The organism is Paenibacillus sp. FSL K6-0276 (assembly GCF_037977235.1).
Classification (GTDB): domain Bacteria; phylum Bacillota; class Bacilli; order Paenibacillales; family Paenibacillaceae; genus Paenibacillus_AQ.
The window spans coordinates 6012230-6027775 of the sequence record NZ_CP150276.1 but is presented as its reverse complement, the minus strand read 5'-3'; the positions used below and the strand labels follow the sequence as shown (position 1 = coordinate 6027775).

General features: G+C 44.5%; 12 protein-coding genes and 1 pseudogene. 5 read left to right on the top strand and 8 right to left on the bottom strand.

The annotated features are described in order from the left end of the window. The first annotated feature begins 333 nt into the window (after window positions 1-333). From MHH52_RS28425 to MHH52_RS28415, 3 genes are all read left to right on the top strand, one after another. On the top strand, window positions 334-3243 hold the full coding sequence (locus MHH52_RS28425) for a response regulator (protein WP_340005814.1): 2910 nt from the start codon (window positions 334-336) through the stop codon (window positions 3241-3243). A 164-nt stretch (window positions 3244-3407) separates the two neighbouring features. After that, window positions 3408-4118: a response regulator transcription factor gene (locus MHH52_RS28420; RefSeq protein ID WP_060626247.1), complete on the top strand. Its 711-nt coding sequence runs from the start codon at window positions 3408-3410 to the stop codon at window positions 4116-4118. Between the two features lie 510 nt (window positions 4119-4628). Beyond that, window positions 4629-6608 (top strand): methyl-accepting chemotaxis protein, encoded by a 1980-nt coding sequence (locus tag MHH52_RS28415; protein ID WP_340005812.1) that lies wholly within the window; start codon window positions 4629-4631, stop codon window positions 6606-6608. Between the two features lie 352 nt (window positions 6609-6960). Here MHH52_RS28415 and MHH52_RS28410 read toward each other — a convergent pair whose 3' ends face one another. Beyond that, complete coding sequence (locus tag MHH52_RS28410) at window positions 6961-8706, bottom strand: methyl-accepting chemotaxis protein (protein WP_340005810.1); 1746 nt, start codon at window positions 8704-8706, stop codon at window positions 6961-6963. 236 nt (window positions 8707-8942) lie between these two features. Between MHH52_RS28410 and MHH52_RS28405 the strand changes: the two genes are divergently transcribed. Beyond that, window positions 8943-9509: an NAD(P)H-dependent oxidoreductase gene (locus MHH52_RS28405; protein ID WP_340009867.1), complete on the top strand. Its 567-nt coding sequence runs from the start codon at window positions 8943-8945 to the stop codon at window positions 9507-9509. 126 nt (window positions 9510-9635) lie between these two features. On the opposite strand, the pseudogene MHH52_RS28400 reads toward MHH52_RS28405, so the two are convergent. The 3 genes and pseudogenes from MHH52_RS28400 to MHH52_RS28390 all read right to left on the bottom strand — a co-directional run. Then, window positions 9636-9821, bottom strand: a pseudogene (locus MHH52_RS28400) (hypothetical protein); the annotation flags it as partial. A gap of 184 nt (window positions 9822-10005) precedes the next feature. Beyond that, window positions 10006-10830 (bottom strand): HAD family hydrolase, encoded by an 825-nt coding sequence (locus MHH52_RS28395; protein WP_340005808.1) that lies wholly within the window; start codon window positions 10828-10830, stop codon window positions 10006-10008. Beyond that, entirely contained in the window at window positions 10784-11707 is a 924-nt protein-coding gene (locus MHH52_RS28390) for a bifunctional metallophosphatase/5'-nucleotidase (RefSeq protein ID WP_340005806.1), read from the bottom strand. Before MHH52_RS28390 ends, MHH52_RS28395 begins: the two co-directional genes overlap by 47 nt. Here MHH52_RS28390 and MHH52_RS28385 point away from each other — a divergent pair. Continuing rightward, on the top strand, window positions 11684-12031 hold the full coding sequence (locus MHH52_RS28385) for a hypothetical protein (RefSeq protein ID WP_340005804.1): 348 nt from the start codon (window positions 11684-11686) through the stop codon (window positions 12029-12031). The genes MHH52_RS28390 and MHH52_RS28385 overlap by 24 nt on opposite strands. Before the next feature lie 176 nt (window positions 12032-12207). Here the strand turns inward: MHH52_RS28385 and MHH52_RS28380 are convergent, their stop codons facing one another. The 4 genes from MHH52_RS28380 to MHH52_RS28365 are packed head-to-tail and all read right to left on the bottom strand — an operon-like array spanning window position 12208 to window position 15532. Further along, window positions 12208-12345 (bottom strand): hypothetical protein, encoded by a 138-nt coding sequence (locus MHH52_RS28380; RefSeq protein WP_340005802.1) that lies wholly within the window; start codon window positions 12343-12345, stop codon window positions 12208-12210. Window positions 12346-12347: 2 nt separating this feature from the next. Next, window positions 12348-12944, bottom strand: coding sequence for a glycerol-3-phosphate responsive antiterminator (locus tag MHH52_RS28375; RefSeq protein WP_340005800.1), 597 nt, complete (start codon window positions 12942-12944; stop codon window positions 12348-12350). Continuing rightward, window positions 12944-14176 carry an MFS transporter gene (locus tag MHH52_RS28370; RefSeq protein ID WP_340005799.1) on the bottom strand — a complete coding sequence of 411 codons (1233 nt, stop codon included), beginning with the start codon at window positions 14174-14176 and terminating at the stop codon, window positions 12944-12946. The genes MHH52_RS28375 and MHH52_RS28370 overlap by 1 nt, the downstream gene beginning before the upstream one ends. A 3-nt stretch (window positions 14177-14179) precedes the next feature. Next, the gene (locus tag MHH52_RS28365; protein ID WP_340005798.1) at window positions 14180-15532 is read right to left on the bottom strand and encodes an ABC transporter substrate-binding protein; all 1353 of its coding nucleotides are present in this window, start codon (window positions 15530-15532) and stop codon (window positions 14180-14182) included. Window positions 15533-15546 lie beyond the last annotated feature (14 nt).

Below are 15546 nucleotides of genomic sequence, written 5' to 3'. Positions count from 1 at the left end.
ATGATTTGGTCATTGTTTAATTCGGACGGTTTCCATGTACTGCTCCCGAGTTTTGTCTTGCTAGCTCCCTTATAATCTACAAAGAAAAAGATGATCGTCACCAAACCCCTGGAAGCAGCCCGATATGACAGAACTTAGATAGTTAGTTAACTGACCTTGTATCTGCGCAGGATCTAGAACAGTATCAACCACGAAAAATAATTTTGAACTATATAATAACCGCACAAAGGAGTCTATCCGTAAATGAAATAGACCTTTAGTAATAAAGAGTAGTGCTCCCTGGCACATCATAGTATTCTTACTTTGAAGCATGCACAAATAAAGGGGTAAATCATGAAAATTTTTGAAGAAAATTATGCGAAAAAGTTGACTTATTTGATATTAATTACGATTGTTATAGCCTTTGTCCTAACGGGAAACATTGTATTGTCACAAACAAACAAGATAATAAAGGATGAAATTGAGAGCAAGCTAACATTACAAAGTAAAGCTCTGGCAGATCAGATGAATGCTTTTTTTATGCAAAAAGGAGCTATGGTTCGGCAAATGAGTACGAACCGTACGATCATTAATTATTTGAAAACGGCACAATCAATAAGCGACGTACGTACCAACACTAATTATAAAGATGTATCCTCAGAATTGGATGCAATTAAGGCGTTGGATAACAATGTGGAATTTGTATGGGTTGTGAGCAAAACAGCAAACTCTTTAATTGGAAGTGAAGGTGCAGTAGCAACGTCGGACTGGAACACTCAGGAACGTCCATGGTTTAAAGATGATCTTAGTTCAGAAGAGGTCACCTTTACAGAGCCGTACATAGATTATATAACGGGAAGGCTTGTCACTAGTGCTATTCTAAAAATCGTAGAAAACGAAGTCGTACTTGGCTTTATAGCTGTTGATCTATTGTTGGATGACATTCCAAGCATCATGGAAGCTTACCCAATCGGTCAAACCGGGTATACCATTTTACTTTCAAAGAATGGCACAATTATGTATCACCCCAGACAAGAGCTGGTTGGTAAGGACAAACTTTCGGAGCAACCAGGTGGTCTGGGCAATATAGGCGGAGAGATGATTGCTGGCGAGAAAGGGTTACAAATTGCTACTGTTAACGATCACAAAGAATACATAGGATATGCCCCTGTACCTTACTCTGGTTGGTCGGTTGCAACTGCACTGCCTACTAGCGAAGCGTTAAAACAATTAAATAATGCTCAAAGACTATCCCTTATCATAAATGTGATTTCTGTATGTATTGTTGTAAGTTTGCTGTATTTATTACTAAATTACATGTTGAATGGGCAAAGACGGATACAGGCGGAGCTGGTACAAGCAAAAGAAGAAGCTGAAGAGGCTAACAAGGCAAAGACACATTTTCTTGCCAGGATGAGCCATGAGATTCGGACTCCAATGAATGGGATTATCGGCTTGTCAGAGTTAATGCAAAAAACAAAAATGACGGTTAAGCAACAAGACTATCAAGGGAAGATTTATACTTCGTCCCATGTATTATTGCGATTAATTAATGAAATTCTGGACTTTTCCAAGATAGAAGCAGGGAAGCTGGATATAGAGAAAGTGGCCTTTTATCCCGAGGAGATTGTACGACGGCTATCTGATATGCTAGGAATTTATTTGGGGACAAAGCAGTTGGAAATCATTATCGAGACTGAGTCTGAAATACCCATGGAATTAATTGGGGACCCGCATCGTCTTGAGCAAGTATTGCTAAATTTGTGCAGCAACGCGATCAAGTTTACGGAACGTGGATTTGTTTCTCTAAGCATAACGGTGGAATATCAGCTACAGCATGAGATGTTCCTACGTTTTGTTGTTGAAGATACAGGGGTCGGATTGACGGCAGAACAGATACTCACTCTATATGAACCCTTTACACAAGCAGATGATTCAACGAGTAGAAGGTATGGGGGAACAGGGCTTGGGCTGGTGATCTCACAAAATCTGATTAAGATGATGGGTGGTAGATTAGATGCTTCTAGTGAATTAGGCAAGGGAAGTGTTTTTTCATTTACTCTACCTTTTGAAATATCATCAAATCAGAGAGGGAATAACCTCTATCTGAATCAAGGATATGGGGATCTGCCAGTCTTGATCGTAGAGGATCATGAGAGGATGCGGAATAATCTAGCTAATATAGTGAAATCCTTGGACTTATCTCCGACATGCTTGACTGGTTGGCAGGAGGCAATCCATCACTTGGAGCAGCAAGCGGGAGAAATTACATATAGCTTTATCTTTCTCGATATGGAAGCGGAGGATATGTATGGAGTAGAGACTTTAAGTCGTCTGGCAGCACTTATGCGGGGGAGCAATAGTATAACTATTGCAATGACGACAGAATACGGAAGGGATGAATTAGCGAGGATTGAAAAGGCAGTACAGCCTAATGCGGTCCTGATAAAACCGATCAATCGAATTGATTTATTTAGGTCTCTTCAAGCGGCTTTTGAGCAAAAAAAAGAGTCGTGTTTTGTAACTAACCAGCTTGTGCACAAGGATGATTTTCTTATCAGCGGTTATAAAGGAAAGATACTCTTAGCAGAGGATCATGAGATTAATCAACAAGTAGCAGTGGAATTGTTACAAGACCATGGATTTTCGGTCACGATTGCTAGAAATGGGCATGAAGTATTGAAAAATCTGGATGGAACAAGATGGGATCTCATCTTAATGGACGTTCATATGCCAGAGATGGATGGTTGTGAGGCGACTTTGCTTGTTCGCCAGGATAAACGGTATAAAAGCCTACCCATCGTGGCGATGACAGCAAGCGTCGTCAAAGAGGAGCACAACAATTGCTATCGCGTAGGGATGAAAGGTGTGCTTACTAAGCCAATTGATCCTAAAGTACTGAAAGATATGCTAAGCGAATATGTCCCACTACCCTACCTAGATATTCCCAAAGCTATGGAGCGACTGGATGGGAAAATACCAATTTATCACCATATGCTTAAAACGTTTGCGTGGGAATATGTAAGTTTTGTTGATCAACTTCAGGAAACGATACGAACGGAGGATTACTCTACAGCTAAACGGATGATTCATACACTAAGCGGAGTTGCGGGGAATCTTTCAGCGGAAAGACTATTTATAGCTTCTAAACAGTTTGAAGAAAAGCTTAACAACTCAATAGATTTGAAAAGGTATCAAGAATATATGAAGGAGCTTCGGCAACAATTAAATGATGTGTTAGCTCTAGTACATGAAATTTTATGATTAGCAGACAAAATCCCTAACATTTCCCTGAATAAATGCTTATAATAAAGTATAAATATCTGATTATTCGACAAAATATGAGGAAAATTCTAGGAGAGTATTAAGAAATATTTTCTAGTAAATCGTTTATTAATATTGTTTCTCTGGGAAAAGTGAGGGATGTTATGTACAAAATATTAATAATAGAAGACGATCAGATTATGGGTGAAATGTTAGCGATGTATTTGTCTGAAGAGGGGTTTGATGTACAGACGGCTGACAACGGCCGCAAAGGGATTGATTTGGCTAAAGAGTTCTCACCCGATGTTATCCTCTTGGATATGATGTTACCAGATACAAGCGGAATTGAATTATGTAATGAATTACGCAGTTTTTCAACCGTACCTATCCTGGTCGATTCAATGAAAACAGAAGTATCTGAACGAGTGGATGCTTTATTGGCAGGTGCAGATGATTACATTTGCAAACCATTTAGTATGAGAGAATTAACAGCGAAAATCGGTGCGATGATTAGACGAACTCATTTTTATCAGTCTACATCAGAGGTCAAGGATGAGATTGCAACGACGCTAAGTTGTAATGGCGAAGCGATTATGCTTGATGTCGAGAAAAGAGCGATCTACGTGAATAGTTTCTTTGTTGAAACAACCTTTTCTGAATTTGAGATTATGCGATTGTTTATTACTAATGAAGAAAAGGTCTTTAGTAGAGAAGAGTTACTCAATGAATTACGGGGGTTTGATTCGTTTGTTACAGAGAGAGCAATGGACGTTCATATTGCTAATTTGCGCAAAAAAGTCGAGATCAATCCTAAAGAACCGAAATATATTAAAACGGTTTGGGGCATAGGATATAAATTTGTCTCCAAAGGATAGAAGAGTGAGGAAAAAGCATCATCCCATGTGATGATGCTTTTTTGCGTTTGTTTATGTATAAATTCATACTTTTCTGAAAGTTACTCATCAACTCTTTTAATGTCTTCTATCTATAATATATTACATAGGTGTTTAACGCATGAAGGGTGAAAAATGTCATTAAAGATAGTGAGGTTAAACAGAATTAAGAAAGAATTGAAATATGCACAATCCTTAGAACTAGAACTAACTTTAGAACTAGAACTAACAGAAAGCGCTCAAATATCTTTTATAGACCAAGAGATGAATACATACTTTACAGCGATTAGCCCACCAGAGGAGTAGGATTGCCTTAGACGATTTTGGAATGCAATACCTCGCTTCAATACATAACGATTCTTCCGCTGCTGTATCATTTGCAGCAATGGGAATGCGACTGTGTTCAGGGATACCTATGAAGTAAGCCGCTTTGTGAACAAGATATACCGTCTTTTTTTGGAAAATTTAAATGAAGAATGGAGAAGGAAATTTATGTTTAAGTGGTTGAGAGGGCTCAGAGGAACGTTAAGGGCAAAGTTAATTGGTTCGTTTGCTATAGTTCTACTAGTACCAAGTATATTCATTGGCGTACTTTCATATCAGAGTGCCAAAGGGCAAGTGGAACATGAAATCCTTAGTAGCGCGAAGGACACGGTTCATTTTCTAAACAATACGATTGATCAGCTGGTTAGTCCTAAAATTCATCATATAACGTATCTCGCGAAAAGCCTGGAAGCACGGGAGGAGACACCAAGCCAACTGGAGCTAGTACAACTCCAGCTTGAGCAATATCAAAATCTTCAAACAGATGTTTTGTTCACCTATTTTGGATCGGAAACGGGCAGGTATATCGCGACTCCAGCTAGTCAATTGCCTGAAGGATTCGACCCGAGAGAACGAGATTGGTATCAACAAGCAATGGCTAGTAAAGGCCAAGTTGTCTTTACGAATCCTTATGAAGATGCCAGTTCGAAAGAGGTTGTCGTTACTATCGCAGCGGCATTAGCTGATGGATCGGGTGTTATTGGAATGGATCTTAGCCTTGAGAAGCTTCGTGAAGTGACTGGGAAATATACAATTGGCGAACAGGGATTTGCTTATATCTTAGACAAGACGGGTAAAATTATTGCTCATCCGCAATTAAGTAATGGTGTAGAAGCGAAAGGCAGTCTTTATGATCCTTTATTTAAGCAGGAGACAGGTCAGTTTGAATATACAGAGAATGGGGAGGGGAAGCGAACCATTTTTGAAACAAGTAAACTAACAGGTTGGAAGCTAGCGGGTACAATGATGTACTCAGAAATAGAACAAGAAGTCCAACCTATCTTTAACACAACACTACTGGTCGTCGTGATTTCCTTATTGTTAGGAACAGCTCTGATCATATTTATAATTGCTTCTATTATGAAGCCACTTCATGCTTTGATGGGAGTCACAGAAAAGATCAGTACAGGTAATCTGTCTGAGCGGGTCATCATTAAGAATAAAGATGAATTTGGGCAACTAGGTATTCGATTTAATCAGATGATAGATTCACTTTCCACTCTAATTATGGGGGTTCATCAAACGGTAGACCACTTAGCTTCATCCTCGGAAGAGTTGAAGGCCGGTGCGAAGCAAACGAGTCAGGCAGCCGAGCATATCGCTGAATCCGTACAGGAAGTAGCTATAAGTGCAGAAACGCAAGTTAAAAGTGTTCTAGAGAGTGAGCAATCCATTGAGCAATTCTCTGTGGGAGTCCTGCAAGTATCGAACAATGCTCAGAATGTAGCATCTACTGCTGCTCATACGTCTGAGTTAGCAGAACAAGGAAGCGTGTCCCTGGAAACTGCTGTTCAACAGATGGACAGAATTCATAATACGATCACTCATGTTTCCGAAGTGATACAAGTATTAGGGGTTCGTTCAGAGGAGATTGGTGAAATTGTAGGGGACATTACAAACATTGCTCAACAAACGAATCTACTTGCCTTAAATGCGGCGATTGAGGCTGCTAGAGCAGGGGAACATGGCCGAGGATTTGCCGTCGTTGCAGATGAAGTGAGGAAGCTGGCCGAGCAATCATCTCATTCCGCAGCCAAAGTTATTAAACTGATTGATACGATTCAAGATGAGACGAATCAAGCGGTGGTCTCTATTGATCTGGGGACAAAGGAAGTTATGACTGGGATGGAAGTTGTGCATACGGCAGAGCAGTCATTTGATAGAATTAAATATTCTATCCAAGATTTGAATGGACAAATACAGGAAGTGTCCGCAGCCTCTCAACAAATGTCTGCTAGTACTGAACAATTGTTAAGCACTTCAATCCTGATTAAGGAAGCTTCCTTGAAGACAGCGGCTGGAGCAGAAGAAATTTCTGGGGCTAGTGAGCAGCAGTTGGCTGCAATGGAGGAGATTGCTTCATCTGCTACCTCACTCTCTTCCGTGGCAGAAGAGTTGAAAGAAATGGTTAGCAAATTTCATCTGTAGAAAGATGAGATAAGAGCTAGATTGTGCTGAGATAAAGGACCATCCACTAGGATGGTCTTTTCCATGAGCGATGATATTCCAAATTAATGGGATAATGAACCTGAGTGGCTCATCAATTTGAGAGGGAGATTGGTAGAAAGATTAAAAGGCCAACGATCTTATTTTGACCAAGAAATGCCGAATCAGAAATGAAACATCTGAATACCAATTAATGTGGAACTTTGTGACGAATGAATAGAAATCCTGTTATAAAAGCTAATTCAAAAATACAAAACAGTAGCCGCACAGCTTTGGATGAGAATCCTATAAGCTGTGCGGCTATATTTATGCGATCAATCTTCATAGAGCTTTCTTAGACTTTATACGTACTAATCATCTCTTTTAGTTTTTGCGAAGCATCAGATAAATCAGAGACTAAGTGCTTCATTACATCAGAGGAGGCGCTAATCTGCTGTGCCGATGCCGATACTTCCTCTATCCCCGCAGCATTTTCCTCAGATATAGTAGCGACTTCCTCGAATGAAACTTTAAACTGGCCTTCTTTATTGGACATTAGTACTAAATGTGTTGCCATGGAGTTAACTAACTCATACATATTGGATATAACCAGCGATATATCTTGGAACGCATCTTCTGTCTTATGTATATTAACTCGTCCTTCATCAACTAACTCTAAGCCTACGTTAAGGACTTTTACCATATTATCCGAACTGTTATGAATATTACTCACAATACTAGTTATCCCGTTTACTGAGTCAGACACTTGTTCTGATAGTTTTCTGACTTCACTCGCAACAACGGCAAACCCTCTTCCGTGTTCACCTGCTCTTGCTGCTTCTATTGCGGCATTTAAGGCCAGTAAGTTGGTTTGTTCGGAAATACTACGTATCAATGTAACAAGTGTTTCCACTTCGCTATTTTGGGATTCTAAAGTTTGCACTTCGATTACTGATTGGGAGACAATGCTATGTATTTCTTCCATCTTCACGATAAAGGAGTTCAATAATTGAATTCCCATTTGGGTATTATTTAAGACTACATCCGTAGACTGTTTGATCTCGTGGCCTTGTTTATTTGTAGCCATAATAATATCCGTAAGCTCATTGATATCTTCTGAAAGGTTAGATGCTAAGTTGGCTTGTGATTCTGCACCAGATGCCATTTCATCCATTGTTATAGATACCTGGCTTGTTCCCTCATTTACTTCATCAGAAATGATATTTAAATTTGTACTTTGTTGATATAACGTTGAAGATACTTCATGTATCTTTATTATCATATCGCTTAAAGATACAGTCATTCCAGTAAATGACTTGTAGAGTTGGCCTATCTCATCTGACGAATTAATTCTATTATTTTGAATTAATGTCTTAGCCACTACAAGATCACCCATAGCGACAGCATTGGATACTTTTGTCAAATGAGTAAGGGGATTAAGTTTCCTTCCTAGAAAATAATAGACGATGATGAGAATAATAATATTAAGCAAGATAAAAATACTTATAATGATTGGAAAAGATTGTGAGGTAACTTCCTTCGTAACGGATTTGACAGCATTAGCGTCTATATCAATCGCAAGAATTCCCATAACCTGCCCATCGTCATCTTTAATGGGTGCAAAGACCGACATCATCTCACCATATTTCGGATCTTCTACAATTTTAGTACTGCTAGTCTTACCTAGTAGTACTGGGGACACAATTTCAAGGCTAATACCCTCTTCTTCTCCAATGGGACTGGCTTCTGCAATACTGGGTGCTCCCTCTATCATAACTTGAATGGTGTCATCATTCAGTGCCAATGTATATACGTAACGAGCTCCTGTTTTTTCCCTAAAGTCATTTAATTGAATCTGAATCTGCTTGTATGAGTCATTCACCTCGGGATGATCAAGAAAAGATTGATAGACATCGGGATCAATTGCAGAAGCTATTCTTTCAGCGTTCTCTATTCCGGTCACGGTTAGCGTTTGCTTAATCGAGTTAGAGGCATTCAAATACAAAGTAAATAAACTTACGATGATCAAAGATGTGATTAACATAAACAGCATTAGAATTAATGATGTTTTTAAAGATTTATTCTTTGGGATTTTTATCACAATCGTTCACCTCATGTCTGATTATAAGAAAACATAAAATATCTACAAAATAAGTATAAAGTATTAATCTTCTCACATAGTTGCTTCTCGCTAATCGCTTCGGATTTCATATCTTTGGTTATCTCACTAGTTACTTGATGAAGCGGCCGTGAAGGCCACGAATTTCTGAAATATTTCATTCTTGTCCATAAAATCACCTCTATATGAAACGATAGCAAAATGATTATCATAATACAATTATCTTTTTAAAACTAAATTCAAGTTATGCATTTTTAGAGGAAGTCATTCGCGATAGCCAGGAGAATACTACAATAGAAGAGGTTAAGGTACTGGATTTATATGACGTAGGCTTTAATCCGATCCTAGTGTTTAATAAACAGAAACGTAGAAGAGATATGCATAGTGACCCGGACTTTGCTAGGTACAAGGAACAGCTGATGTGGGCTGATAAAATTGTCTTTGTATATCCGATTTGGTGGGGACTTCCTCCGGCTATGCTGATGGGATATATAGATCAGATGTTTTCTTCCGGTTTTGCGTACAAGGAAATGGGCAAAATGTTACCAGAGGGACTTCTTAAGGGGAAGTCAGCGGTTTGTATTTCCGTTATGAAAGGCCCAACTCATTATCCGTTATTATGGCTAAATATTTCCCATAAAGTATTAATGCGCAAAGCACTGCTTAATTTTGTGGGGATCAAAAAGGTGAAGTTCTTTGAGTTTGGTAATATGGAGAGTCCAAAGGGGAAACATAAGGAGAAAATGAACAAGATCAATCGCTATTTCAAAACAGTGGAGCAGTAAAGGTTGATGTGGATGAACTGGTGTACCCTGCGCCACGTCTCTGATTAATGAAAATAACGAAGGCGGCGGTAGCACCGAATAGGTGACTTCGGCCGTCTTCGTTTGTGCATATGAACAATCCCAAATCATCCCTATTAATTGGAATAGCCCAATTTCTTTGCTACGGTGTTTAATAAAGATCGTATTGGCATAGAAAATAAAGATGGAAACAATAGCGACAAGTAAGATGGAGGCGGTCTTTATTGAAGCTGCTCCTTTAACCGACCCCTTTGTTTGGTGTCCATGGCGGGGTCATTATTGTAACGTGACGAATTTGCCCCGCTTCGAGCGAATGCATGGGCTCCGCGCATCTTTTCATTTGCCTTCGTTTTTTCGTTAACCGTTGTTATATCATCATGATTCATTAGCTGCCGTTCTATCGTTATGGATCATGAGACGTAATATTTAGCTATATTGTACCGTACTGCAAGATCAACTTAAACTGAACTTATCTTGCTTACCCTTCGCTATCCTGCAGCCACTGTTCCAGCTTTATCGCGACGCCATCCTCGTCGTTGCTCGTCGTCGTATCCGTCGCAATGGAAGCCAGCTCAGGAATGGCGTTGTACATAGCAACCGAATGACCGCAATATCGGAACATCGCCATGTCGTTATAGTCATCGCCGAACGATCCGATCTCCCCGCTGGATAATCCATGCCTAAGCGCGATTCCTTCAACGCCGGACGCCTTGCTGATCGTTCTTGGAGCCATCTCCACACAAGGCGCGCTGGACAGCCTATATACATTCAGCTCGTTTTGGAAGGTTTCGGACAAATTATCCATATCATAGACGCGAGGCAGAAGCATCTTGGACGGCTGCAGCTCCCGAATGGACTGTTCCGATAAAATAATGGGGTCCAATTGATCAGCGGGACCTAGGAAATAAGCTTTTTCCTCCTCGTAGAGCGGACGGTTGGCATGCCAGCGATCAGCCACCTCCCATATACAAATGCCATCCGAATGATGGTTCAGTACATGCCGATGGAACCGATACGCTGTATCGTTAGAGATGGGCTGCTCTACACGCCAGTCACCCCCGGTATTGACCACAACTGCTCCATTGTTATAGATGAAATAGTCCGCTACCGCCAATTGCGGAAATAACGGGAGCACCAGCCGCGGTGGTCTTCCAGTCGCTATGATGATGATGCCGCCGCTAGCGCTGTATGCTCGAAGCGCTCGCTCCGTGCGCGCCGACAAGGTTCCGTCCGAACGCAGCAGCGTCCCATCCATATCAAAGGCCGCCGCCTTGGGCTTCTTCCTCGTTACGTGAATCGACATCCACATTCCCCCCTATAATCTCCCAGTTTGACGTATAATCGATCCGCAGCATGCGCTGTGAGCCGGCGTTACTCTCCAACAGCCGAGCAAGCGGCTCCTCAATCCCGTATTGCCTCTTCATTCTACGAAGCATGGGATACCGGGAAGCCTGCCCAGCCAAGTAGTCGGTCATCACAATCGTAAAGGAATCGGCATGCCGCACCGCTTGTCCCTGATAGTGACATGCACGAAGACGCGATCCAATGGGCCGCGATAAATCGATCGTGTACTGAACGCCTTCAAACATGATGAACTGGTACAGCAGAAGCTGCGGCTTAAGCCAATCGGCGTGCGGCTCCTGCGATTTCTCATCATACCAGGAGGCGCTGACTTCCAGAGCGGAGAGCAGCTCCGCGCCCTTTATTTGAAACACGCTGAGAGAATCCATATACGGAAATATCCGCTGGATGTCCCCTCGCGTCAATTGTCCCGATGAAAGCTTCAACTGCTTCTCGCCCGCATAGGCTACAGCAGACAGCTGCGCGCGGCTCTCCTTCAACTGCACCCGGTGCATCCACTCCACAATGGGATGCTCGCTGCACGTCAAGTCGTGCCAATCATGGAGCTGCAAGCGCGAATCGCACAGACATAACACCTTGCCAAGCCCTGCTTCCGCTCTGTCGCGGATCTTTAGCACTTCTGCCACTACCTCTGCAGACTCCACTTGCCCGGTTATATCCGTAATCCGTCCTTCCGACACCATCTCTTTCGAATCTTCCCCAGTCAAAAATGTAAGCGTAACTTCCCCTATATCGGTACCGTGCGAGCCAGGCTGAAGCATCAGCGTCTTCCCCTCCCGCCGAACAAAGCGGTCATGCTGATGGCCCGTCAGCAGCACATCGATTCCTTCCACTTCGCGCGCCATGCGAAGCGCGGCATTCTCTTGATCCGGCGCGCCTTCCCGCTCCACTCCGCCGTGATAGCATACAACGACAGCATCAACGTTGGAACGAATATGATCTACGATCGCCTTGACCGTCAATACTTCGTCATGCCACTCCCAGCCCTCCAGCCGATCCGGGTATTGCCATGCCGGAACGCGCGTCGTAACGCCGATGAAAGCGATCCGCCTAGCTCCGAATTCCTTGATATGACAAGACTCCGCCAGCCTTTTCCCCGAACGATGGCGAACATTGGCGGCCAACCACACGCAGGAGGATGACGCGATGACACCCTTCAAATAAGGAATGCCGTAGTCAAAATCATGATTGCCGGGCACCGCCATATCCACTCCGCTTGCCCGAAGTAGATCACCAACCATCTCCGCTCCGCATTCTCCTTCATTCTGAGCGACATGACTCGCAAGCGGCGTGCCTTGTAACAAGTCGCCATTGTCGATCATCCATACATGTTTATGCGAATTCCTAATGTTCGCGGCATATTGGGCGGCGCAAGCGAGCGACCCGCCCGACTGACCGTCAGCGCGCGTCCAATGCCCATGCATATCGCTGGTGTACAGCAATGTAATGGTATCATCGTTATGGGGCATGGTGTTCCTGCTCCAGCATCTTCCATTCAATCGACCACAGCTCCGATTGGCTGGTCGACACCGCACAAGCGCCAGCTTCATATAGCTTCCCGACTTCCTCAGGCAACGTAATGAGTCCGCTCGCGATAATCGGCACATCGTATTGCTCGGACAGCTCGCGGACGCTCTTCGGCAAGTTGCCTGGAGCGATGTTAATGGCGTCCGGCTGCAAATCGGTAATCACCTTGCCGCTTAGCTCAAGTGAATAGCTATCGAGCAGGAACATCGTTAATATGCCGAATACGCCGAGTCTCTTCGCTTCTTTGACCACATGAGCCTTGTTGCTCACAATTCCACAGACGGCGACCTCATTCAGCAGAAATTGAACGGCTTCCTTATCCTGTGACAATCCGCGGATCATATCGAAATAGACGAATAAGCGCATGCCGCTTTTTTCCGCTTGCTTGCTGTACACCTTTAATTCGCTCAACGATGATCGAACCAGAAACACATTACGCACGCCCATGCGCTCGGCTCTCGCCATATCCAGCTCTGTCTTGACCGCCGCAATAACCGTAAAAGGGCTAAACAGATGATGTAATTTCATTAGGCCACTCTCCTATCGATAGATTGAATACGCAGCACCCCGAACAATGCCATTGTAAATACAAGAAACAAACCCGTTACCACCATAATGGCGTGGCTGAACGAGGCGTACTGCTGCAGCGCACCAATAAGCCAGGTGGAGCAAGCTCCTCCCGCGAAGCCGCAAGCAAAAAACAAGCCCATGCGCGAAGCTGCAAGCTCTCCCCAATAATGAACAGCCAGTGCGGTCATGGTAGGAAAAATCATCGCAATCGCTATTAAAAACACCGCGTATCCGAAAGCGCCAAGCACGCCGGGGACAAAGCTTCCCCATATCAGGCACAGGATAGCAAGCGCCGCACATCGGATGAGAACGCCGCTGTAGCCCCATCGCTTCACGCTACGGCTGACGCCAAGCCGCAGCGCCGTTAAGCCGGCAAACGCGACCGAGTACAGCAGCGTTGCAAGGGAGGGCTCCAAGCCATATTGTTGGAGGAGCAAGGGGCGATACCACACCGTAAGGCCAACCTCCGCTCCAACATAACAAAAGTACAGAAGTCCGAAGCAGGCAAGCGGCAGAACGGAACCGCTATTAATCCGTTGCACAGGCGGAGCCTCGCCCTTAGTCTTCCCCGCGAGCTCGTTCCTCCCGGGCTTGCTCCCCACGCTTGGCCAGGCAAGCCTACTCCCGGCAAAGGCGAGCAGCGAGCCGAATACGGCAAAAGCGAACAGGATCAGCGGCCAAGTCACAGCAGCCTGCGCAGTGGACTTCCCGCTTACGGTCAACTCAAGCGCAAGCGGTCCAATCATAAAGCCGCAGCCCATCATAAAATGTAGCCGTCCCAGCAATTGTCCCGCTCGCTCCGGTGAAGCGAGCGGCAGCGCTACGTTGCACACCATACCGACGATTCCGTTGGCGTAACCCGTCATAAGGAACAGTCCGCACCATGCTGCTGCAGAAGAAGCGGACAGCAACGCCAATAGGGCCATGCCTGCTGCAAAGATCACTTGATGTATACTAAAGGCTCTCTGCCATCCCCACAATGCCGTTACACGGCCGGCAAGCACATTGGCCCCCAGCAATCCAGCGGAGCTAAACGCAAAGATTAGCCCGCTTGTTTGCGCGTCAAACTGGTATTCGTTCAGAAAGAAGTCCGGCAAAAAACCTTTCATGGACTCCATCATTCCAGTAACCAGCATCGACAAGCCTGTTAGAAGAGGCAGCGCCCAACCAATCGCAGCTGAACGCTTCACCTGTTACCACCCCAGTATCTTTTTGATTTCGGCGGCGGCCTTATCGAGCGCTTCATCGCCAGTCATGTCGCCGGAGAAAGAGCCCTGAATATGATCAAGCAAGGTCCGCGTCGCGCGTGTGCCCGCATCGCCCGGCCAGTTGAACCATGGCACAATATCTTGCGCTTGCTTATAAGTAGCGGCCGCCTTCGGGTTTTCCTTCAAGTAATCGGCCATCAGCTCTTCGCGAGCGCTATTGCGCACGGTCATATACCCCATATTCTGCGCCAGCAGAGACGAGCTTTCCGGCGAAGTCGCGTACTTCACGAAGTCCCATGCCGCGGCTTCCTTCTCTTCGCTGCCTTGGAACACATACAGTCCCGCTCCGCCAGCAGGCAAGCGGCGAGGCGTTTGTTCACCCTCCCAAGTTGGAAGCAGCATAATGCCCAGTTTGAAGGAAGAGTTCTTCGACAAATTCGCTAAATTGCCCGTAGTAGCTACCAGCATGGATAGGTCGCCGCTTTGGAAAGCTTCCGCCGCTTGCGTGCCGTTCATCATCGGAATCGACTTATCCTTTTGCATCATATCCAGCCAGTAACGAAGAACTTCTTTGCCGGCCTCGTCATTGAACTGAACATCCTTATCCTTAACGGATGCGTAGCTTCCGCCTTTGGTTTCAAGAAGTGTCTGGAACATCCATGTATCAAAGTCCATCTGGAAGTAGACTCCGCCGCGGTCTGGCGCCGCCGCCGCAAGCTGCTTCGCCCAGCCGCGTACCTGCTTCCAGCTTTCAGGCTGCTCCACAACCGGAATACCCGCTTTCTCAAAGTGATCCAGGTTGACATAAATCAAAGGCGTACTGACGAGAAACGGCAGAGACTGCTGTTTGCCATCCGCGTCTTGTCCTAGCTTAAGCATCTGAGCCGTGTAGTCTTCGGTCGAATACCCTTCCTTTTCAATAAAGGTATGCATCGGGCGGATTGGCATCCGGGTGGACATAAACTCCCCGTTTGCGTAGCTGCCAATCGCGACCTCTGGAAGCTGCTTGGACACCGCCAGCGTTTGAAGCTTCTCCAGCAGTCCGTCATAGAAGCCCTGCGTCTGCTCGGCCTTTACAATGACCTTGTTCTGGGAAGCGTTATAACGATCCACCATTTCTTTAATCGCCTCGCCCTGCGTTCCGCCAAATACATGCATAAATTTGATCTCTACCGCTTTCTCCGTCTTGTCCTCTTTATTAGAAGAGGCTTCTGTTCCTGCCGGCGAAGCCGAAGGAGCCGCATTGTTCCCAGAATCGGCGTTCCCTTGTCCGCAGCCAACCAAAAGCCACATTAACGCTACTACCATCATTACATTCAAGCCGATACGTTTTTTCATTTCTATTCCTCCTG